We start from the raw sequence: 22,528 nt of genomic DNA, 5'->3' as shown, positions 1-22,528 counted from the left end.
TAAAGAGGAGGGATGTACATGAAAATCGGGGTCATAGGTGGAGGCGTTGCGGGTTTGACTGCAGCTGCGCTCGCGCAGCAGAAAGAGCATGATGTGATTGTATTAGAAGCATCGCGTGAATGGGGTGGGTGTGCCGGCAAGTTTCAACGGGGTGACTATTTGTTTCCTGCAGGGGCAACGCTCGGTATGGGATTCGAACGAGGAGGGGTCCATCAGCGGGTTCTTCAGAAATTGGGCGAATCGGTCGAGGTGACGTTACTGGACGAGGTGATGGACATTCAACTGCCTGACGTCACCGTCACTTACTATCGCGACCGCAAACATCTACTCGAAGAGCTTAGTCGCACTTTCCCTGAGAACAGTCAGGCGATTCATGCATTCTATCGTGAAGTGTGGGGCGATTTTGAGAAGATTCGTCCGTTGTTTCAGCAGTTGCCCGCTCTTCCACTTTGCACGGTCTCGGATATGATCTATGCACTAAAAGGATTCCGGCCGAATCAAATCACAGCGCTAATGAAACTCCAGCGTCCACTCGGCGACACGTTGGTCCGTCATGGACTAAGCGGTACAATGTTCGAGCGATTTATCGATGGCGTTCTGCTCGACAGTTTGCAAACCGGTGCGAAAGAAGCGAGTCATTTACTCGGTGCAGTGGCGCTGTCAGTCTATCACGAAGGAGCGTACTATGTGGAAGGTGGACTGTATCAATTGGCTCATGCGTTAGAGCGCGCCGTTCGGACGTTTGGTGGGGAGACGAAATTAGGGAGAGACGTCCAATCCATCGAACGAGTGACGGATGGATGGCTCATCACCGATCGAAGAGGACGACTTGAACTGGTCGATGTCATTGTTTCCGCCATCCCGATTGAACGGACGAGCGAGCTTCTGAGAGGACAAGAACAACGACGCTTCAAACGACAGTATCGCAGACAATTGAAGCAGTCACAATGGGGCACGTTCAGTCTGTACCTCGTCTTGCCTGAGGATGTGTGTCGACAGAAACCCCTGTTTCAACAAATCTATCACGAGCGATTACCGAGTAGGCATGCGTTCATTTCCATGTCCGCGCCGGATGACGTGAAGCGCACAGAAAAACCGGAACGGACCATCACGGTATCCACACATATCGATTTATCAGAATGGCAACATTGGAAAGACCGGGCGGCATATGAGAAACTAGAGCAAGATTGGACCAATCGTCTCGTCGACGTCGTCGCAACTGCTTTTCCCGCTTGGGACCGCGAGTCGTCACTACTTCTTCCTGGTGCACCCGGGGCATGGGTGAAGTATACGAAGCGACCGCATGGGGCAGTCGGAGGTTATGCGCAGACTCCTAGCCAGGCGCTCTTTCGCGCTGCGAGTTATCGCACCGACTTGCCGAACTTTTTTGTGTGCGGGGATACCGTATTTCCAGGAGCGGGGACGATTGGCGCGATGACGAGCGGATTACATGTCGCCCGGGCACTCGGGGTGACGATTGATTAGGGGGATAAAAAAAAAGAAAAAAGCGTTTGATGAACTGACAACGATGGAATTGTATCGCTTACTGGCATTACGAACTGAGATATTCGTGGTCGAACAGAACTGTCCGTACCAAGAGGTGGATGGAAAGGACGTATCAGCCATCCATTATTGGATTGAAGAAGGTGGAGAGATTGTCTCCGCCCTTCGCGTATTGACGGAAGCATCTCCGGTCGCCATCGGACGTGTCGTCACGAAAGCGACGCATCGAGGGAAAGGGTATTCCCGCCTCTTGATGGATGCGGCAATCAAAGATTTTGGACATGAGACGTTATACCTGCAAGCGCAGACGTATGTGGAACCTTTTTATGCCTCGTTTGGCTTCAAACGGACGAGTGATGTGTATCAAGAAGATAGTATTCCACATGTCGATATGTTACGTGAATCAACGAATCCCGCTAGTACCGTTTCGGAATCGTTCATGTTAGAATGAGAAAGAACATTCACGTGCTTTTGAGCACGATTACATTATAGACATAAAGGGGTTTACAATGGTGACCGATCAACAAGTAATTGCAAAAGCAAGAGAATTGGCAGATGTATTAGCACAAACACCAGAAGTGGCGCGCTTCAAAGAAGCGGAAGCGAAAGTAAACGGAAGTGACCGCGTACAGACTTTGATTAAACGAATCAAGTTCTTACAAAAAGAAGCCGTCAACTGTAAGCACTATGGCAAGACGGAAGCACTTGCGAAAGTCGAGCAAAAGATTGATAAAGCGATGGAAGAACTCGATTCAATTCCGGTCGTTCAAGCGTTCCAGGAAACTCAAGTCGAAGTGAACGATTTGCTTCAATACGTGACGGTGACGCTCGCGAACTCCGTGACGGACCGTATCATCGAATCGACGGACGGTGACGTCCTTGCAGGAAAGACAGGGAGCGGCATGGCGGCTGAACAAGCACGCGGCGGCTGCGGATACTAAAACGACACAGCTGGCCGATGGTCAGCTGTTGTACTTTCTAGAGGTGAATCAACATGCAAGAAGTCCATCAAACACCAATGATGAAACAATATTTCTCCATCAAGGCCGACTATCCGGACGCGTTTTTATTCTATCGACTCGGCGACTTTTACGAGTTGTTTTTTGAAGATGCGCAAATTGTCGCGAAAGAGTTAGAGCTCACGCTTACTTCTAAAAATGGGAAACAGGCCGAGCATCCGATTCCAATGTGCGGCGTCCCGCACCATTCCGCGGCAATCTACATCGAACAGTTGATCGAAAAAGGTTTTAACGTCGCCATCTGTGAACAAACGGAGGATCCGAAGGCGACGAAAGGGCTCGTGAAACGGGAAGTCATCCAAGTGATCACGCCAGGTACATATATGGCGTCACTTAGTGAAAAAGAGAACCGATATCTCGTCGCCATCTCGGACGTCGCAGGCCGATTCGGAATTGCTCGAGGTGACGTGACGACGGGGGAATCGTGGCTGACGACGCTCTCGTCAGAAGAAGCCGTCTTACGAGAAATCGAAGGATTGCTTCCGAACGAGGTCATCGTCGAGGATGAACGACTCGCTGACTTGTTAAAACAGACCGGCATTCCTCTCTCGATTCAAGTGGACAAGCGGGAGAGTCCACTCGCACAAGGTGCGAAAGATGAGGCACAGCGTTCGGCGTTTGAGTTGTTGTTCGCCTATCTCACGAAAACACAGAAACGTTCGCTCGATCACTTGCAACCAGCTGTCGCCTATGAAGTTGAACAGCACATGCAACTTGACGCCAATACGGCCCGAAATCTTGAGTTGTTCCGTTCGGCTCGTTCAGGGGAACGGAAAGGGTCACTCCTTTCACTCCTTGATGAGACGACGACGGCGATGGGCGGTCGTTTGTTGAAGCGTTGGCTCGAACAGCCACTCTATACAGAGCAAGGCATTAAAGAGCGACAGGATGCCGTCGAGAACTTGGTGGACGACTTCATGTTGCGCGATCAACTACAAGAAGAGCTGAAGCGAGTCTACGATATCGAACGCCTTGTCGCAAAAGTCGGGTACGGGACGGCGAATGCGCGAGATCTCGTCCAACTACGCGACACACTTGAACGGATGCCAGCCGTCCGGTCACTCTTACAAACGGTGAAAGCCGATCGCTTGCATCAAATCGAACAGAATCTTGACTCGTTCGAGACATTGAGTGAACAGCTCCGGGCTGCCCTTGTCGATTCACCTCCGATTTCGACGAAAGAGGGCGGGATGATTCGTCATGGTTATTCGGATGAGCTCGATGAACTGTTAGAAGCGAAAGCGAACGGAAAATCGTGGATTGCCAACCTCGAACAACAGGAACGCATCGCGACCGGCATCAAATCGTTAAAGGTCGGGTATAACCGCGTATTTGGTTACTACTTGGAAGTGACGAAAGCGAATGCGAAGTTGCTTGAAGAAGGACGTTATGAGCGGAAACAGACGTTGACGAATGCGGAACGTTACATCACGCCAGAACTGAAAGAGAAGGAAGCCCTCATCTTAGGTGCGGAAGAGAAGAGCTGTACGCTCGAATATGACTTGTTTGTCGCGCTCCGAGAAGAAGTGAAGACGTATACGAAGGACCTTCAACAATTGGCCCGTTCACTCAGTGAATTAGATGTGCTCCTCGCTCTTGCCGTTGTGGCGGAGAAGCGGGAATACGTTCGCCCAGTTACGACATCTCACGTCCAAATTGAACGTGGGCGTCACCCTGTCATTGAGACGGTCTTGCCGCGAGGCGAATATGTCGCCAATGACTTGACGCTTGACGACACACGTCAAATGTTACTCATCACGGGTCCGAACATGTCCGGTAAATCGACGTACATGCGTCAATTTGCCTTGATCGCGATCCTTCATCAAATCGGTTCATTCGTCCCGGCAGAAGCGGCGGAACTTCCGCTCTTTGACCGTATCTTTACACGAATCGGTGCGGCGGACGATTTGGTGAGCGGACAGTCGACGTTCATGGTCGAGATGACCGAGACGCGCCAAGCTGTCACTGAGGCGACGGAACATAGTTTGATTTTATTAGATGAAATCGGTCGCGGGACGTCGACGTATGACGGAATGGCGCTCGCACAGGCAATTGTGGAATATATCGCTTCATCAATCGGCGCGAAGACACTCTTCTCGACGCACTATCATGAATTGACGGTGCTCGAAGATTCGATTCCGACACTTGAGAATGTTCATGTCCGGGCGATTGAACGGGATGGGCGTGTCGTGTTCTTGCATGAAGTACATCCAGGACGTGCAGACAAATCATATGGGATTCATGTGGCAGAATTGGCCGAACTTCCGGATTCGTTGATCGACCGGGCCCGAACGATTCTGTCAGAACTCGAGTCGGAGGCGACGAAACCTGTTTTAAACGAGGAGGCTGTTCCACTCCCAGTGGAAGAAGTCAGCCAGTTGTCGTTGTTCGAGTCAACTGACGCTGTTCGAGAACAGCTACTCAAACTCGATTTATTGGCAATGAATCCAATCGAAGCGATGCAGGCGCTGTATGAACTGCAACAGACCGCAAAGAAAGGGTGAGTCGATGGGAATCATTCGAGAGTTACCTGAACAGCTCGCGAACCGAATCGCAGCCGGGGAGGTCGTCGAGCGACCTGCTTCCGTCGTGAAAGAATTAGTCGAAAATGCGATTGACGCGGGAGCGACGAAAGTAGACGTCGACTTACAAGAGGCGGGCATCCGTCTAATCAAAGTGCGAGATAACGGGCATGGGTTCCATGAAGAAGACGCCGCCCGAGCCTTCTTACGACATGCGACGAGTAAAATCCGGGACGAGCACGACTTGTTCCGCATTCGGACGCTCGGCTTCCGTGGTGAGGCGCTCGCCTCGATCGCGTCGGTCAGTCACGTCTTGTTGAAATCAAAGCGAGCGGAGGAGGATGGCTTTGAGATGACGCTTGAAGGTGGAGTCGTCAAGGCGACAAATCCGGCAGCTACGAACATCGGGACTGAGATCGCGGTTAGCCAGCTCTTCTTCAACACACCGGCCCGTCTCAAATATTTGAAGACGTCAGCAACGGAACTTGCGAGCATTACCGATACGTTGAACCGTTTAGCGCTGTCTCATCCGGAGATTCGATTCACGGTCTTTCATGAAGAGAAAGAATTGTTGCGTACGAACGGGAATGGAGACTTGAAACAAGTGATGCTTGCCATCTATGGTCGCCAAGTCGCTGCACAAATCGTCACGGCGTCGAGCAAGACGAACGATTATACGCTGAGCGCCCATCTCGTGCGACCGGAAGTGACCCGTTCGAACAAACAGTACGTGACTCTCATCTTAAACGGTCGAAGCATCAAGAACTTTGCACTGACCCAAAGCGTGCTTGAAGGCTACCATACGCTCTTACCGATCGGTCGTTATCCGATTGCCGTGCTCGAAGTGAAGATGGACCCGATGTTGATTGACGTGAACGTCCATCCGACGAAACGTGAAGTGCGTTTGTCGAAAGAAAAAGAACTATGCCAGCTCATCCGAGAGACCGTTCAATTGACACTCCGGGAACAACGTCTCATTCCGTCTGTGAAACAAGAACCGAAGCCGAAACGTGTGACACCTTCTGAACAGTCGAAACTCGACTTTTCGATGGAGCCCCAACCTAAACAGGCAGATTCGGTCGAGTGGAACTATCCGATTCCGAGAGAACGGAAGGAGACGCTCACGTCACCATCCCAGTGGAACCCGGCTCCGCTCGTTCATGAGCCGGAGGCAGAGATGATCGAACCAGAACAGGTCGAGGAGTCTGTACGTCAGTCGGAGCGTTTACCGGCACTAGACGTCATCGGGCAACTGCATTCGAGTTATATCATCTGTGGAGCGGAAGACGGGATGTACGTGATGGACCAACATGCCGCTCAGGAACGCATCAAGTATGAGTTGTTTTATGAGCAGTTAGGACGTCCGGAAAAAGAGTATCAGCTTCTGTTGATTCCGCTGACGTTAGAGTTCACGCAAGAAGAGACGCTCGCTATCGAAGAAGTGCTCCCGCTTCTAGCGGATGCAGGCATCACGTTAGAGCCGTTTGGGGGTAACACGTTCCTTGTCCGTGAGATTCCGACATGGTATCCGCAACATGACTTAGAGGGCACGATTCGTGATCTGGTGGAGATGGCCATTCAACAGCGGTCAATCGACATCGCGAAATATCGCGAAGAAGCATCAATCCTCATGGCGTGTAAACGATCGATCAAAGCGAATCATCCACTCAATATGGAGATGATGCGACAATTGATTGATGATTTGAGTCGTACGACGTCTCCGTTTACGTGTCCGCACGGGCGACCGATTCTCGTGAAATGGAGCACGTATGAGCTTGAGAAGTTATTTAAACGCGTCATGTAATCGTCTTGTTACCTTGTTTTAACACGATGTAACGTTTATTCAGCCGTCCTCATGGGAAAACTATACACATGTCACTCAACGCATCGAGGTTGAGAGGTGGCTTTTTCACTGCCTCACCCTCAAGATGTCGACATGAAATGTATATCCATGTAGGAGGAAAAGAAAATGACGAACAAACTTCAAGTATCAAAACGAGAATTACGCCCACGGTCACTGCGCACGAAGTTGCGTAAGGAAGGAAAAGCGTTAGGCGTCGTCTACGGCTACAAAGTAGACAGCACTCCAATCGTATTTGACGAGATGGACCTTCGTAAAATTCTTCGAGACCACGGTGACAATGCCTTGATTGAACTCCATTACGATGGAAATAAAATCAACACGCTCGTGCACGGATCGGAAACGGACCCGTTCACAAACTTCTATCAGCACGTCGAATTCATGGCCGTGAAGATGGATGAAGAGACAGAAGTTGAAGCGGATATCGTCCTTGTTGGCGACGCGAAAGGCGTCAAAGAAGGCGGATATCTTGCCCAGTCACTTTATAAAGTGACGGTCGCTGCGACACCGGCCAACATCCCTGAACGCATCGAACTCGATGTGTCAGAGCTTGGAATCGGTGATTCGGTGACCGTAGCGGATCTTCCAGAAGACAAATCGTACACGATCGTCTCGGAACCAGATATGCACATCGCCTCTGTGAATGAGCCGGTTGCAGAAGTTGAAGAGGAAGAGTCGGAAGAAGGTTCAACTCAAGAGGAAGCATCAGAAGCTTCATCGGAAGAAGCTGAAGAATCGTCTGAGGATAAAGAATAAGAGTTACACAAGTGCTTCGAGAAATCGGAGCACTTTTTTTTTTTTCACAAATCCGCCATATGTAAACGATTACGATGTGAACACTCTGTCAATTCATGCAAGACAGGATTGCCAACAGAGACTGTACAGTTTATATTGTTAATGATTTCACATATTCGAACTGATACTTTCCTATTTAATTATTCAGAAAGAAGGGTTTGTGACATGGCATCAATGGAAATCCATGCACTCGAAAAATTACGGAAAAAAGCACAGGCTTCCTCGCAAATGATTCATTATCGTCCAATGGAATACTTTTTACGGGCAATGTTAGCCGGGATCTTTATCGGCTTTGCTTCAATCTTCACGTTGAAAGTCGTCAACGGTATGTATTTAGCGGAATCTCCGTTCACGACACTCATTGGGGGCTTCTCGTTCGGGATCGCGCTCGTCATGATTATCTATGGGGGAGCGGAATTGTTCACGGGGAATACGATGTATTTCACAACGTCGACACTTCGCGGTTATACGACGCTTAGTGATACGATGCTCGTCTGGTTGCTCTGCTTCGTCGGGAACGCACTCGGGGGAATCCTATTTGCGTTACTACTTGCACCGACTGGCGTCATCCAAGAACTCGGGATGAACAACTGGTTGTTCTCCGTTGTTGAGGGGAAAATGCACCATACGACGGTCGAAATTTTCTTCCGCGCCATCTTCTGTAACTGGATGGTCTGTCTCGCTATTTTCTTAACGAAAAAAAAGAAAAATGAGTTCGCTCAAATCTTCTCGATGATTTTCCTTGTCGCGGTCTTCTTCGCTTCAGGATTCGACCACGTCATCGCCAACTTCGTCTTGTTCGCCTTGACGCTCGTCGTCCCACACCCGGAGACGATCAGCATGGCAGGTGCAATTCACAACTTGATTCCTGCAACGTTCGGTAACATTATCGGTGGAGCGCTCTTCATGGGAGCCATCTATACGTGGCTCAACTCGAAGGGTCTCCGTGAAGCACAAGAATTAGAGGAAGAAGTCGAATTAAAAGTTGTAAAAGCGGTTAAATAAATGATGTTTGTCACATATAACGTAGAGCCTTGTCTTATCGAAGACGAGGCTCTTTTTTATCGTATGCCACAAGTAAACTGTCACAATATCGACTCGAAACCATCGAGAAAAACACATGCCATAATCTATATATAGGATTTATAAAACGATTAATATTGTTTTGAATCCATATATAGTGAGGTGATGGGTTTTGAAATTACTGCAGTTGTATGAGGACGTCTGCATCTTACCAGATCAAGACTTAGTACAAGAGAATGCGAACGTGGACGGTAAATCCCCGCTCGGGAAACTAGCACGACTCTCTTCGGAAGTGTCGAAAGAACTATCGCAGACGTATTTGATGTCGGAGCGACCAAAACAGGCCGTCACTGATAACTATTTATACGTGCACGACGCCGACTATTACATCACAGGCTCGACGACATGTTGTCAAATTCCACTCGGTCAATTATTAAAAGATGGATTCCATACGGGGCATGGAACAATCAGGTCACCAAAGGACATTCGCTCCGCCATGGCACTCGCATCGATCATCCTTCAAGCGAATCAAAATATGCAACACGGGGGGCAGGCGTTCCCGATGTTTGACATCGACTTGGCACCGTATGTCGAGAAGACATATGAGCGTCAACTGAGCCGACTCCAATCCTTACCCGTTGACTGGGAAGAAACGCAATTGGAGACACTCGCGGAAGAAGAGACGATTTCGGCGACGTATCAGGCGTGTGAGGCGTTCATCCACAATGCGAACTCGATGCACTCACGAGGTGGTGGGCAAGTGCCTTTCGTTTCGATCAATTATGGAACGGACACATCAAAGTGGGGACGTATCCTCATTCGAGAGCTACTTCGTGCCACGGAACGTGGGTTAGGGAACGGGGAGACTCCGATTTTTCCTATTCAAATCTTTAAAGTGAAGGAAGGAATCAACTTTCGGGAGGACGATCCGAACGTCGATCTTTTCCGTGAAGCGTGTCGGGTCACAGGAAAACGGCTATTTCCGAATTTTTCCTTCATCGATGCCCCGTTCAATGCCGCTTACTATGATGGGACACATGCATCTGAAGTGGCGTATATGGGTTGCCGCACTCGGGTCATGGGAAACCGACACGGAGAAGAGACGTCGATCGGTCGTGGCAATCTTTCCTTTTCCACACTCAACTTGGTGAAGATGGCACTTGTCTCGGAGTCGATCTCGGATTTTTACAGCATTCTCAACCGATATGTCGACATCGGGATCGAACAGTTGGTCGAGCGTTTCGAATATCAATGTACGCGTCGCGCTGAAGAATTTCGTTTCCTCTACACACAAGGTGTCTGGCGTGGAAGTGAGCAGTTACATATTCATGATGAAGTCCGAGACGTATTGAAACAAGGAACGCTTTCACTCGGTTTCATCGGACTCGCTGAAACGTTGAAGGTGTTGACGGGAGGTACACATGCTGAGTCGCGTGAAGCGGAGCGACTCGGTCTTGACATCGTCACGCATTTGGCCAATCGCATGCGTGCGGCAGCCGAAACGTACGACTTGAACTTTTCGTTGCTCGCGACACCGGCAGAAGGATTGTCAGGTAAATTTGTGACGCGAGACCAGGAAACGTTTGGGATGATTGAAGGTGTCACTAATCGTGCCTTTTATACAAATTCATTCCACGTGCCGGTCTATCAGTCTGTATCAATTCGTGAGAAAATCCGAATCGAGGCACCGTATCACGCATTGTGTGACGCGGGACATATTTCATATGTCGAAGTCGATGGGTCACTTGCCCACAATGCGGAAGCGGTGGAATCGATTGTCCGCTTGATGCGACAGCATGATATCGGCTACGGTTCCATCAATCATCCGGTCGATCGTTGCGGAAATTGTGGGTTAGAAGGACTGATTGACGATGCCTGTCCGACGTGTGGCGAGGATACAAACATTGAACGAATCCGCCGCATCACCGGTTATTTGGTCGGGACGATGGACCGTTGGAATACGGCGAAGCGAGAAGAAGAGCGGGCGAGGGTGAAACACGATGCGCATTCTATCCGTCGTTGAAGAATCCGTCGTTGACGGACCGGGGATTCGGACGGTCATCTTTACTGCTGGCTGTCCACATCACTGTAAAGGGTGTCACAATCCTTCCTCGTGGAATCCAACCGGGGGTGAGGATGTCGAAGTAGAGGAACTTGTTCAGCGCGTCAAGCTTAGTGGTTGGGACGGGGTGACCATATCTGGAGGCGAACCGTTTCTTCAATCGTCAGCGTTAGCAAAACTCGTCACGGCATGTAAGTCGCTCGGTAAAAATGTGTGGGTGTATACGGGTTATACGCTCGAACAGTTGGAAGCGATGCATGACGAAGCGATTCAAACCGTGTTGGACTACGCCGATGTGCTCGTCGACGGTCGTTACGAGCAGTCGCTACGAGATATGGGACTTCGTTTTCGAGGATCGAGTAATCAACGAATCATCTTTTTGAATAAAGTATAATCGAGGCAGAGATGTCTCGATTTTTTGTTTTTTGTTGAAAAAGGGGGAGTTTTCAATGAAATGGTGTAGTTTTGAGATGCAAGAAGAGCAACGAGTGGGGATTGTCAAAGGCGATTTCGTCTACGATGTCAGCAATCAAGTACATACGACAAATTTATTAGAAGTGATCGCGCGTGAGTTCGAACCAGATATCGATTTGGACGTGGCGCCCTCATACCGAATGACGGATGTGAAACTACTCGCCCCGTACCGTCCATTGAAAAACGTGATTTGTATCGGCAAGAACTACGAAGAACACGTGAAAGAGATGGATACAGCAGGAGCAGGGAAACTCGTCATCTTCACGAAAGCACCGACCTCGGTCGTCGGTCCGGAAGCGGTCATTGAGCGTCATCCTGAATTGACGGACAAACTTGACTATGAAGGTGAGCTCGCCGTCATCATCGGCAAGTCTGGACGAGACATCGAAGCGGTCGAGGAGCACATTTTCGGTTACACCATTCTAAACGATGTGACGGCTCGAGACGTGCAAAAAGAACATGTCCAATTCTTCCGTGGCAAGTCGTTCGATACGTTTTGTCCGATGGGACCGTTCGTCGTCACACCGGACGAGCTCCAGTTCCCTCTCCAAATCAAAACAAGTGTCAATGGGGAGACGCGTCAAGATGGGACGACAGCCGATATGATTCGTCCGATTGATGAACTCATTCGTACACTGTCGAAAGGCATGACGCTCGAAGCGGGCGACGTCATCGCGACGGGTACACCAGCCGGAGTTGGGCACGGGATGACGCCACCGACGTATCTACAAACGGGAGACACGGTCGAAGTGACGATTGAAGGTCTCGGTACGTTAAGAAATGTGATTGTCTGAATGAAATGACGTAAAATGTGAAGAATCTTGTAATTCATTTATCATTTTATAAATGAGTGTTCCTCTTCGTTATAGTAAGGGTAGAAGATAACACAGAGGAGATGAATCATTATGGATCGTCACGATCAATCAAATGAACACGATCAATTACATGAATCAGAGCAACAAAAAGATTGGTTAGATACAGAACTCGGTTCATCCAACCGAGAAGAGACAAAAGTACGAACACAATCAAAACCGTCATTCGTCAGCCGTATGTTCCCGGGACTTGTCGGTGGAGTCATCGGAGCGTTGTTGACGGGCGCAATCGCATATCCGTTCATCGACCAACCCGCGACGAGTGTGAGTGACACGAACGTGACCTCGCAAGGGACTCCGGTCCAAACGTCATCGAACGTATCCGATTCTTCGGTCACAAATGCCGTCGCGACCGCTCAACCGGCCGTCGTGACTGTAAACAACTTCGCCCAAAGCGGATTCTCGAGTGAAGCGGTCGAGGCTGGAGTCGGATCGGGCGTCATCTATAAAAAAGAAGGCGACTCAGCATATATCGCGACGAACCATCATGTCGTCAACGGGGCTGATAAATTGACGGTCACTTTCAATGACGGGACGACTGCGGAAGCGACACTCATGGGAAGTGACGCGACGTATGACTTGGCCGTCTTAAAAGTAGACGCTGATAAGGTACCGGCCGTTATTTCAATCGGGAAATCGAGTGAGTTGAAACCGGGACAAACGGTCATCGCCATCGGGAATCCGCTCGGACAATTCGAGAACTCCGTGACGCGCGGTGTCGTCTCATCGACGTCACGTCTCGTACCGGTCGATACAGATGAGAACGGACAGGCCGACTTCAACGCCGAGGTTATTCAAACGGATGCGGCCATCAACCCAGGTAACTCAGGTGGTGCGTTAATCAACGAAGAAGGACAACTCGTCGGGATCAACTCGATGAAAATTGCGACAGCAGAAGTTGAAGGGGTCGGATTCTCAATCCCGGTCGACATCGCGTTGCCGCTCATCAATCAAATTGAACAGACGGGAGAAGTGAATCATCCGTCACTCGGCGTCTCACTTCGTGACGTATCAGAGTTCCCTCCAGGTTACTTGACGGAACAAATCAACTTACCTGAATCGGTGACTGCCGGAACGATCATCGTGGAAGTGCAACAAAATAGTTCAGCTGCGAAAGCGGGTCTTAAGGCACGTGACGTCATCGTAAAAATTAATGACAAAGACGTCAGCTCGTTCATTGATCTCCGTAGTGAATTGATTCGAGATACAGACGGAACGGTCGACATCGAATATATCCGGGACGGAAAAACGGAGACGGTTCAAGTCGAGATTCAAAATGCGAACGGTTCTGCATTGTAAAAGGTGGGCAATATGCCCGCCTTTTTTGCTATGCTTATACAAAAGGAGGATGAGTTATGGTACGAAATTTATATGGGGTGTTACTCTTCGGGGCAGGGGTATTACATTTTGTCAAAGAGAAGGCGTTCATGTCTATTATTCCGAAATCTTGGCCGTTCCGCCGCTTGATGGTGCAACTAAGCGGAGTCGTTGAAGTCGTCTTCGGGGCGATGCTCTTACTGAACAAGGGGACGACGTTCGTAAAGAAAACGCTACCGGCATTCTTTATCGCCGTCTTCCCAGCCAATATCAACATGGCGGTCAAACCTTCTAGAATCGGTGGGAAAGTCATTCCGAAATGGGTTACATGGGGACGACTCCCGCTTCAATGGATTCTTATAAAAGGTGTCAAAAAAATCTAAAGGTGTGGAGATACATATGACAAACGTACTCAAGTGGTTTGAACATTTTCATGCTCATCCAGAAATCAGTTGGAAAGAAGTCGAGACGACTCGAACAATCGCATCCATCTTATCAGACTGGTCGATTCCCCATCGAACGTTTGAGGACGTGACCGGAGTAATCGCGGAGATTGGATCGGGAGAAGAGGTGATTGCGGTCCGAGCCGATATCGACGCGTTATGGCAACAAGTGGACGGTACGTTTCGAGCGAACCATTCATGTGGGCACGACGCGAACATCAGTATGGTGCTCGGTGCGCTCGAACAGTTGAAAGACGAAGCGTTACAAAAGCGAATCCGTTTCATCTTCCAACCTGCCGAAGAGCAAGGAAACGGTTCGCTCGCCATGATCGAACGAGGTGCGCTCGAAGACGTGACGCAACTGTTCGGGATTCATTTGCGTCCGAAAAAAAAATTGAAAAAGGGGCAATACGCGGCGGCAATTCAACATGGGGCTGCCTTCTTCCTAAAAGGAGAAGTGCTTGGAGATGATGCCCATGGAGCGAGACCACATCAAGGGCAGAATGCACTCGATGTCATCTTCACGATTCAACACATGCTCAAAAGCATTTACTTGTCACCGTTTGAGCCACACTCCGTCAAGTTGACAAAAGTCCATGCTGGAAGTGACAACATGAACATCATTCCAGGAAATGCGACGTTCTCGATTGATGTCCGTGCTCAACAAAATGAGGAATTGCTCGAACTGCGAAATCGTGTCGAAGACATGCTACTCCATGTCGGGCAGCTTCATCGTGTGAAACTGGAATGGGAGTGGCAAGACTTCACACCGGGAGCGGTCGTTGGGGAACAGTCAAGTCAGATTGCGAAGCAGGCGATTGAGCAACGCTTCGATCAGTCGGCTCTCGTCGAGAGAATTGTCACGTCAGGTAGCGATGATTTTCATTTCTATACCGTCGAGAAACCGTCACTTGATGCGACGATGATTGGAATCGGCGCTGATTTAGGTCCAGGCCTTCATCATCCGCATATGACGTTTGACCATGACGCGTTAGAAGATGGGGCACGCCTACTTGCGGATGCGCTCCGAATTGCAGCAACATAATTCAGAATGAGTGTGATAGACAGATGTCTGTCCACTCATTTTTTTATTGCATCACATAAGTGTAAGCGCTATCATAACGTTATTAGCGACAATATAACGACAATTCTGAATTTTCGCTATAGGGGAGGAAATTAGATGGAAACAACGGGGAACAAGCAAGACATGAAGTTAGGGTGGGCGCTCATGCCACTCGGGGTGATGATCGTCGTCATGCTCATCTCGATCGTTAAGCTCGGTCAAGGTCCTCACATTCCGCTCATCGTCGGAACGGCAGTCGCTTCAATCGTCGCCTGGCGTCACGGGTTCAAGTGGAAAGAGATTGAAGAGATGATGTATAAAGGGATTCGTCTCGCCTTACCGGCAGTCGTCATCATCATTTTGGTCGGGTTGACGATTGGGGCATGGATCGGTGGAGGAATTGTTGCCACGATGATCTATTTCGGACTGAAGATCATCTCACCGGCATACTTTTTGTTAACGATTTGTCTCATCTGTGCGGTCGTCGCGCTCTCAATCGGGAGTTCATGGTCGACGATGGGGACGATTGGAGTAGCGGGGATGGGCATCGGGCTGAGTATGGGGATACCAGCGCCGATGGTAGCGGGGGCTGTCATCTCTGGTGCATATTTTGGGGACAAGATGTCACCATTGTCAGACACGACAAACTTGGCGGCCGGCTTGACTCATACTAATTTATTCGTACATATCCGGCACATGTTATATACGACGATTCCAGGACTTATCATCGCGCTAGGGGTATACGCTTGGCTAGGTAGACGGTTCGCAGATTCGACGACGGACTCTTCAGAGATCACACAGACGCTTAACATTCTTGAAGATAGTTTTGTCATCTCACCATGGTTACTCATCGTCCCACTAGCTGTCATTTTGCTCGTTGCAAAGAAGGTGCCAGCGATTCCGGCGCTCGTCGTCGGGATTGCACTGGGCTTCTTGGCTCAAGTGTTCATTCAAGGTGGAACGCTCGCTGACAGCGTAGGCGCTCTTCAGAGTGGTTATGTCATCGAGACGGGAAATGAACTGGTCGATAACCTCTTCAGTAGAGGTGGTCTTGATGCGATGATGTACACGGTCTCGATGACCATCGTCGCGATGACGTTCGGGGGGATTTTAGAATATTCGGGAATGCTACAATCTATTATGAACCAAATTTTGAAATTGGCGAAAACGGCAGGTTCGTTGATTGCTTCAACGATTTTAGCTGGGATTGCAACGAATGCGACGTGTTCGGAGCAGTACATCTCAATCGTCGTCCCGTCGAGAATGTTTGCTAGAGCATATGAAAAAATGGGACTACAGTCGAAAAACTTATCTCGTGCCCTCGAGGACGGTGGAACATTGACATCGGTGTTCATCCCGTGGAATACGTGTGGGGTATTCATTCTCGGTACGCTCGGGGTTGGGGCATTCGAATACGCGCCTTACGCCGTCTTGAACTTCATCGTACCAGTCATCTCGATTGTATATGCCTTTACGGGATATACGATTGAGCGCATGGCAGTCATCCAACAGGAAGAACCTGTCGCGGAACAAGCGGCTCAATAAAACGATTCCCGGTCGTCAATCGACCGGGAATTGAAATTTATAGACGGTACGCGGACGACCTTGGCTGTAGCTCATCTCTTCGCCAATCCGATGAACAAGTTTTGCATCAACCAATTTTTTGATGAGTCGCTCTGTCGTGCGACGTGTCACATTTAAATGGTCGGTCAGCTCTTTCGCTGTAAACTCGAGATGGTCCATTGAAAAATGAATGAGCTTTTCGATATTAATCGGACTCATACCCGTCTGTTTCATCATGTCATAGACACGCGTTTGCGTGACGCGGAAATGAATCGGTGCCGGTTGATCGCTGAACGTCATTCGTTTTGAATCGTCGACGATGCGAATAGCGGCATTGTTTGTCGTATGAAGGGCAAGTTCGGCATGCTCAACGGCGCGTTGATAATCGGAACCATACCCGATCCCTACATGACCAGAAATGTTCTCTGACAAGATGAAACCGTTTGACATGGCGGAGTCAATCTTTCCTTTACTCGATAATAGGACGATACCGTCTTGAGTGGTCTCCATCAATTTACCACCGAAATAATGATGTGTTGTCACATGGTTGAGCGTATCTTCACTGGCATCCGAGTAGAAGAGCACGGCGAGTTGTGACTGGTCTGATTTGTTCAATCGAATCTGTTGAATAAAATCATGGAAGTGGTGGAGAATTCTCTCTTCCGGCTCCATCATGAGTTGGCTAGCAAAACCATTTTCCACTAAGTGTCGATGAACTCGCTCGACACTCGTCAAGGCGAATCGAGTCGTCCCATTTCGTTGAAGTTGCTCATGAAACGAAATCAACTCTTCGAAATTCATATACGGACTAAGTTCTTTCACTTGCGGTGGCGACATGTGGCTTGGAAACGATGCTAAAATTGATTCAAGTCGTGACGCATCAACGAGATCGATGGAGAGCTCTTCGATTCGGAGCTGTTGTGTCAATGTCACGTATAAAAGTGACGTCAACAACACGACATCATCTTGAACGACGTGATGGGCAAATGGAAGGGTCGCTTCCTCCGTCGCATACGTATAAGGGAATGAACCGGAGAAGAACACTCCGTCAAAAAATAGGAGTTTCGTAGCGATGTCCTTCGCTTCACGCGGGTCATCATAAGGAAATCCCTCGATTCGAACATCGGGTAAAGAAGAACCGTTCCGTACCTGTTGTATAAACGATGGTGAGCCGACAACGGCGATATGGATGGACATTGAAAATCCCCCTTGCAATTTAGCGACTATATAACGACAATATAGAGGAAAGAGCAGTTGAAGTAAAGGAGTGATGAACAAGAATATTCAAAAAATAGAAATTTTCTCGGTTCGCTTTCCATTGAAGGTACCATTCATCGTCAGTTATCACCGTTATGATGATATGCCATCTGTCATCGTCAAAATGACGACCGCATGTGGACTTGTCGGATATGGAGAAGCCGTGGCGGATGAGCATGTGACGGGTGAGTCCGCTGAGAGCACGGTCAGCGTCCTCCGTCATCTATTGGCTCCGCACCTAATCGGAAAAAATCCGATGCACTTAGAGCATATTCATGACGAGATGGACCGTGCGATTCGTGGTGTTCCGGCTGCCAAAGCAGCACTCGATATCGCCTGTCATGATGTGATCGGGAAAAAGCTGAATCAACCCATCTACGAATGGATTGGCGGTCGGTACCATGAGTCATTCCCAGTCACGCACGTCTTGAGTATCGGAGAGCCGAACCATATGGCACAAGAGGCACTCGAACAAATGAAACGAGGCTATACGGCAGTGAAGATGAAGGTCGGAGTCGATGTGCAAACGGATGTGGCGCGTGTCAAGGCGGTACGGGAAGCGGTAGGAAATGACGTGCCGATTCGAGTCGATGTTAACCAAGGGTGGGTCAACGCGGCCAATACGGTTCAAGCCATGCGTCTACTCGAACCGTATGGCATCGATTGGGTCGAACAACCGGTCAAGGCGGATGATTTTGAAGGCATGCTAAAAATGAAACAAAAAATTTCCGTCCCGCTCATGATGGATGAAGGGCTGAAAGACGTTCACGATATGAGACGCTTGACGATGATGCAAGCAGCCCATAAAGCGAACATCAAGCTGATGAAGTGTGGTGGCATCTATCCAGCGAGAAAGTTGGTCCATATGGCGGAAATGTCCGGAATCGAATGCCAGATCGGTTCCATGGTCGAATCCTCTATTGCATCGAGTGCAGGATTCCACGTCGCTTTCTCGAGTAAAATCGTGAAGACGGTCGAGTTGACGGGCCCGCTCCGATTCGGGAAAGATGTCGGAAACTTATTATATGATTTACCAATCATCTCGCTGAACAATCGTCCGGGACTCGGTATTGACGTCGATGAGGACGTGTTGCGTGAATTGACGACGGATTCTTACGTGATTGGAGAAGAATCGCATGTGGAAAGGTGAGATCAAAGACCTTTCCCTTTATGTTTGCGTTCTAGGCTTGTCTGATTTACCGGAACTGTTGTCCGTCCAAGATGCGGTCATTCAGGCATTGACTGAACCAGAACATTATCAATCGCTATCCATCGAGGAGTTCACGAAACTATTGAATGACCAGACGTTGATTGGGGCAAAATCAGATGGTCGGATCATCGCGTTCCGAGCGATGCTCATCCCACCGATCGATGCGGAACATCTAGGGCGGGATATCGGATGGCCGGAGGATTCGCTTGAACGTGTCCTGTATCAGGAAGTGACGAACGTCCATCCAGACTTCCGTGGATATGGACTACAGACACATTTAGGCAAACTGTTGATGGCACAAGTGGAATCGGATGATCGATTCGATGTCGTCTGTGCGACGGTCGCACCCTTCAATATTCCAAGCATGAAAGACAAGTTCACGCTCGGACTCAGAATCGGGGCGTTGAAAGAAAAGTATGGCGGGAAACTCCGCTATATTTTTTACAAAGAGATGCATCGTTCGTGGCATCCCACATCAGTTGTGCAAGATGTACCGATGGAAAATCGTGAGCGACAAGTTGAGTTGCTCCAAGCCGGTTGGGTCGGGACGGGCATGATGAAACAAGGGGAACAGTGGATCGTTCGATATGAGAAGTAAAAAATCCTCGTCAAGCTGACGAGGATTTTGTTCATTCGAGAACGAAGAGTACATCATTCGCGAATTTCTCATACGTACGGTCACTCGGGTGGAACTGGTCGGTCGCAAGGTCTCTTGATAAGTCAGAGATGTAGGCGAACGGGTCGATCACATCGATATTCTGCGCATTCGCCAATTGTTTCGCGGATGCGTTCCAATCGAGGATGAGCTGATTGAATGCTTGTCCATTCTCATCATTTTGAAACGGATTGTATAGACCGATATACACGATGGTTGCTGAATCGTTGAGTGATCGAATTTCAGTGAAAATCGTTTCTAAATTCGTCTTCGCATCCGTGACCACTTGTTGAATATCGACGGATTCGAAGTTATCGACGTTTTCCCCACGGTTGAACAAATCGTTTCCACCGATGGTCAACGTGATATATCGTGCGTTCTCAATCGTTCGACGCACTTCAGGTTGCTCGAGTTGTGTGAGTAAATCTTCTGTTCGTGCCCCAGACACGGCAAGGTTTTGCGTACGTACGCCTTCTTCTTCAAGAGCAGTGCTGACAGGCTGTACATATCCTGCGCCTGATGTTGACCCCACACCGCGTGTCAACGAATCGCCTAATGCGACGTAGACGTCTCCTTCTGGCTCAGGACGTTCATCTTCGGAGACGGAAAGTGTTCGCTCCGGCGGATTGACGATATCTTGATAGCCGATCCATAGACCGTAGACGGCGATTCCCGTTAAAAGAACGGCGCCACTTAAAAATGCATACCATTTCGACTGTTTCATGGGCTGACCTCGCTTTCTATATAAACATCATATCAAATATAAATGGATGTGCCCTATGTGAATGTTCGAATAGGACAGATTCGCTTTTGTCCGATAGAATAAAGAAAGAGGTGAGACAATGGAACCGACGTTAAAGCTACATCAACTAACTAAAGTGATTGGGAAAAAGACGATTATCGATAACATTTCGTTAGACGTCTACCCGGGTGAGGTCTTCGGATTTTTAGGGCCGAACGGCGCCGGGAAGACGACGACGATTCGAATGATTGTTGGCTTGATCAAACCGACGAAAGGAAATGTATCGATTTGTGGGTATCGTGTCGACAAACAATTCGTCCAAGCGATGAATCAAATCGGCGCAATCGTCGAGAATCCAGAGCTGTATAAGTTTCTATCCGGACGTGAGAACTTAGAAGCGTTCGCACGCATGTTACCTGGCGTCGATGATAAGCGAATCCAAGAAGTCATTGACCTCGTCGATTTGACTGCTCGAATCGATGATAAAGTGAAGACGTACTCTCTCGGGATGCGTCAGCGGCTCGGGATTGCCCAAGCGTTATTAAACAATCCACGGGTGCTCATCTTGGATGAGCCGACGAACGGGCTCGATCCGATGGGGATTCGGGATTTACGACTTTTCATCCGTCGTCTCGTTGAAGAAACTGGGCTGAGTGTTCTTGTGTCGAGCCACATCCTAGCTGAAATTGAGCTATTAGCGGACCGAGTCGCCATCATGTCGCGAGGCAAGATTGTCAAGGTGGGGACGGTCCATGCTTTGATTGAAGAACTCGCGTCAACGGTCGACTTACATGTGACGAATAGCTTCGAAGTATTGCCGATCGTTCAAGGGTACGAAGGAATCGACCAAGCGGACGTGGTGGACGAACGAACGATTCGTATTTCCATGAACGTGGAAGAGACGGCGAAGTTGAATCGATATTTGATGGAAAGAGATGTCGAGGTGTTCGGACTCGAGCGCCGAGTCCAAACGTTAGAGGACCTCTTCATCACGTTGACAGGCGGTGATCACATTGCCTAATCCATCGATGCTCGGTCTCATTCGTAATGAAGTGCTCAAGATTCATCGGAAGCGCAGATTGATGGTCGTCTCCATCATCCTGATCGTGCTTGTTTCGATGTTCACGTATGCGAACTATCGTCAAATCGAGAAACAACGCGAAGAACAAGGAACGATTGATTGGCGTGTCGATCTCCAGCAAGAGATCATTGATACACAAAACCGACTCGCCTCCGCGAACGTTCAAGACGAGTTTCGGCAGATTCTTGAGTTCCAAGTCCAACAGAATCAGTATTATCTTGATAATGATATCAATCCGAATTATCCGGGAGCTCCGACGTTTATGCGCGTCTTCTTCTCCCAAGGAACTACGCTTGTCCTACCGCTGTTCATTATTGTATTGATGGCAGATATCGTGAGCGGAGAACATAATGATGGAACGATCAAGACGTTGTTATCGCGACCGGTCCGGCGATATAAGATCTTGCTCGCCAAATGGCTGACGACGCTCCTTTATACATCGATTTTAATATTTGTGACCGCCGTCGTCAGTTACGCCATATCCGGCATCGTTCTCGGCTGGGACGGATGGAATGCTCCGATTTTGACCGGTTTCCAAGCTTCGCCGACCGGAACCTTCTCGACCGACTTTGTGCATACGTTGCCGATGTGGGAGTACCTGCTTATGTCGATGGGTCTTTCATGGCTCGTCGTGGCTGCGGTCGGGACAATTTCTCTCATGATTTCTGTCTTGGTGAAAAATACGGCGACTGGAATCGGAATCATGATGGCTGTCCTCATCTCGGGGCCACTCTTGACATCGCTTGGCTCAAACTGGGATAGCTCGAAATACCTGGTGAACGTCAACTTCGGTCTTCATACCTATTTGGAAGGGCAGGCTCCTCCGATTGATGGGATGACGTTACCGTTTTCGCTACTCGTCATTCTCATTTGGTCGATGGTCGCCTTGGCGTATGCGTTTTACCACTTTACCCAAAAAGATGTTTATTAATTATTCGTGCTCCTTTCCTAAAGGAGCACGAATTTTTTTGGATAAAATTAGGTCGTAAATAGAATGAATGGTTCTAAATACTCAATATTATGAATTATCAAAATAATTAAAAAGATGGATACAGCCTTTGTGGGA

At 49.0% G+C, this 22,528-nt stretch carries 20 protein-coding genes; 18 read left to right on the top strand and 2 right to left on the bottom strand.

The features are described 5' to 3' along the window. The first annotated feature begins 18 nt into the window (after window positions 1–18). From BBB58_RS10295 to nhaC, 14 genes are all read left to right on the top strand, one after another. Entirely contained in the window at window positions 19–1,485 is a 1,467-nt protein-coding gene (locus tag BBB58_RS10295) for a phytoene desaturase family protein (protein ID WP_084543086.1), read from the top strand. A gap of 43 nt (window positions 1,486–1,528) precedes the next feature. Further along, window positions 1,529–1,954 carry a GNAT family N-acetyltransferase gene (locus BBB58_RS10290; RefSeq protein ID WP_084543125.1) on the top strand — a complete coding sequence of 142 codons (426 nt, stop codon included), beginning with the start codon at window positions 1,529–1,531 and terminating at the stop codon, window positions 1,952–1,954. Between the two features lie 58 nt (window positions 1,955–2,012). Then, a complete protein-coding gene (locus tag BBB58_RS10285) occupies window positions 2,013–2,444 on the top strand; it encodes a YlbF/YmcA family competence regulator (protein WP_012726155.1) in 432 nt (143 codons plus the stop codon). A 53-nt stretch (window positions 2,445–2,497) separates the two neighbouring features. Continuing rightward, window positions 2,498–5,026 (top strand): DNA mismatch repair protein MutS, encoded by a 2,529-nt coding sequence (gene mutS / locus BBB58_RS10280; protein ID WP_074037128.1) that lies wholly within the window; start codon window positions 2,498–2,500, stop codon window positions 5,024–5,026. A gap of 4 nt (window positions 5,027–5,030) precedes the next feature. Further along, window positions 5,031–6,848, top strand: a complete 1,818-nt coding sequence (gene mutL, locus BBB58_RS10275) for a DNA mismatch repair endonuclease MutL (RefSeq protein ID WP_074037127.1) — start codon at window positions 5,031–5,033, stop codon at window positions 6,846–6,848. A 165-nt stretch (window positions 6,849–7,013) separates the two neighbouring features. Next, entirely contained in the window at window positions 7,014–7,661 is a 648-nt protein-coding gene (locus BBB58_RS10270; protein ID WP_074037126.1) for a 50S ribosomal protein L25/general stress protein Ctc, read from the top strand. Window positions 7,662–7,874: 213 nt separating this feature from the next. Further along, complete coding sequence (locus BBB58_RS10265) at window positions 7,875–8,705, top strand: formate/nitrite transporter family protein (protein WP_074037931.1); 831 nt, start codon at window positions 7,875–7,877, stop codon at window positions 8,703–8,705. 190 nt (window positions 8,706–8,895) lie between these two features. Then, on the top strand, window positions 8,896–10,746 hold the full coding sequence (locus BBB58_RS10260; RefSeq protein WP_074037125.1) for an anaerobic ribonucleoside triphosphate reductase: 1,851 nt from the start codon (window positions 8,896–8,898) through the stop codon (window positions 10,744–10,746). Continuing rightward, window positions 10,724–11,179 carry an anaerobic ribonucleoside-triphosphate reductase activating protein gene (gene nrdG / locus BBB58_RS10255; RefSeq protein ID WP_074037124.1) on the top strand — a complete coding sequence of 152 codons (456 nt, stop codon included), beginning with the start codon at window positions 10,724–10,726 and terminating at the stop codon, window positions 11,177–11,179. Before BBB58_RS10260 ends, nrdG begins: the two co-directional genes overlap by 23 nt. A gap of 55 nt (window positions 11,180–11,234) precedes the next feature. Next, window positions 11,235–12,053 carry a fumarylacetoacetate hydrolase family protein gene (locus BBB58_RS10250; RefSeq protein ID WP_074037123.1) on the top strand — a complete coding sequence of 273 codons (819 nt, stop codon included), beginning with the start codon at window positions 11,235–11,237 and terminating at the stop codon, window positions 12,051–12,053. A 111-nt stretch (window positions 12,054–12,164) separates the two neighbouring features. Then, window positions 12,165–13,430, top strand: a complete 1,266-nt coding sequence (locus BBB58_RS10245; protein ID WP_084543085.1) for a S1C family serine protease — start codon at window positions 12,165–12,167, stop codon at window positions 13,428–13,430. A gap of 56 nt (window positions 13,431–13,486) precedes the next feature. Then, window positions 13,487–13,831 carry a DoxX family protein gene (locus tag BBB58_RS10240; protein ID WP_074037122.1) on the top strand — a complete coding sequence of 115 codons (345 nt, stop codon included), beginning with the start codon at window positions 13,487–13,489 and terminating at the stop codon, window positions 13,829–13,831. Window positions 13,832–13,847: 16 nt separating this feature from the next. Then, a complete protein-coding gene (locus BBB58_RS10235) occupies window positions 13,848–14,936 on the top strand; it encodes an amidohydrolase (RefSeq protein ID WP_074037121.1) in 1,089 nt (362 codons plus the stop codon). A gap of 162 nt (window positions 14,937–15,098) precedes the next feature. After that, on the top strand, window positions 15,099–16,499 hold the full coding sequence (nhaC, locus tag BBB58_RS10230) for a Na+/H+ antiporter NhaC (protein WP_439097896.1): 1,401 nt from the start codon (window positions 15,099–15,101) through the stop codon (window positions 16,497–16,499). A 15-nt stretch (window positions 16,500–16,514) separates the two neighbouring features. Here the strand turns inward: nhaC and BBB58_RS10225 are convergent, their stop codons facing one another. After that, window positions 16,515–17,714, bottom strand: coding sequence for a hypothetical protein (locus BBB58_RS10225; protein ID WP_074037119.1), 1,200 nt, complete (start codon window positions 17,712–17,714; stop codon window positions 16,515–16,517). Between the two features lie 73 nt (window positions 17,715–17,787). Here BBB58_RS10225 and BBB58_RS10220 point away from each other — a divergent pair, with 73 nt between their 5' ends. Next, window positions 17,788–18,924, top strand: a complete 1,137-nt coding sequence (locus tag BBB58_RS10220; protein ID WP_074037118.1) for a mandelate racemase/muconate lactonizing enzyme family protein — start codon at window positions 17,788–17,790, stop codon at window positions 18,922–18,924. Further along, window positions 18,911–19,582, top strand: coding sequence for a GNAT family N-acetyltransferase (locus tag BBB58_RS10215; protein WP_074037117.1), 672 nt, complete (start codon window positions 18,911–18,913; stop codon window positions 19,580–19,582). Before BBB58_RS10220 ends, BBB58_RS10215 begins: the two co-directional genes overlap by 14 nt. Before the next feature lie 31 nt (window positions 19,583–19,613). Here the strand turns inward: BBB58_RS10215 and BBB58_RS10210 are convergent, their stop codons facing one another. After that, window positions 19,614–20,363 (bottom strand): GDSL-type esterase/lipase family protein, encoded by a 750-nt coding sequence (locus tag BBB58_RS10210; protein ID WP_074037116.1) that lies wholly within the window; start codon window positions 20,361–20,363, stop codon window positions 19,614–19,616. A gap of 118 nt (window positions 20,364–20,481) precedes the next feature. Between BBB58_RS10210 and BBB58_RS10205 the strand changes: the two genes are divergently transcribed. Beyond that, window positions 20,482–21,402 (top strand): ABC transporter ATP-binding protein, encoded by a 921-nt coding sequence (locus BBB58_RS10205; protein WP_012726176.1) that lies wholly within the window; start codon window positions 20,482–20,484, stop codon window positions 21,400–21,402. Beyond that, window positions 21,395–22,393 (top strand): ABC transporter permease, encoded by a 999-nt coding sequence (locus BBB58_RS10200; RefSeq protein WP_084543084.1) that lies wholly within the window; start codon window positions 21,395–21,397, stop codon window positions 22,391–22,393. Before BBB58_RS10205 ends, BBB58_RS10200 begins: the two co-directional genes overlap by 8 nt. The last annotated feature ends 135 nt before the right edge of the window (window positions 22,394–22,528 follow it).

This window comes from Exiguobacterium profundum, assembly GCF_001909285.1.
In the GTDB taxonomy this organism is placed as follows: Bacteria; Bacillota; Bacilli; order Exiguobacteriales; family Exiguobacteriaceae; genus Exiguobacterium; species Exiguobacterium profundum.
This window is presented reverse-complemented; position numbering and strand designations above follow the sequence as displayed.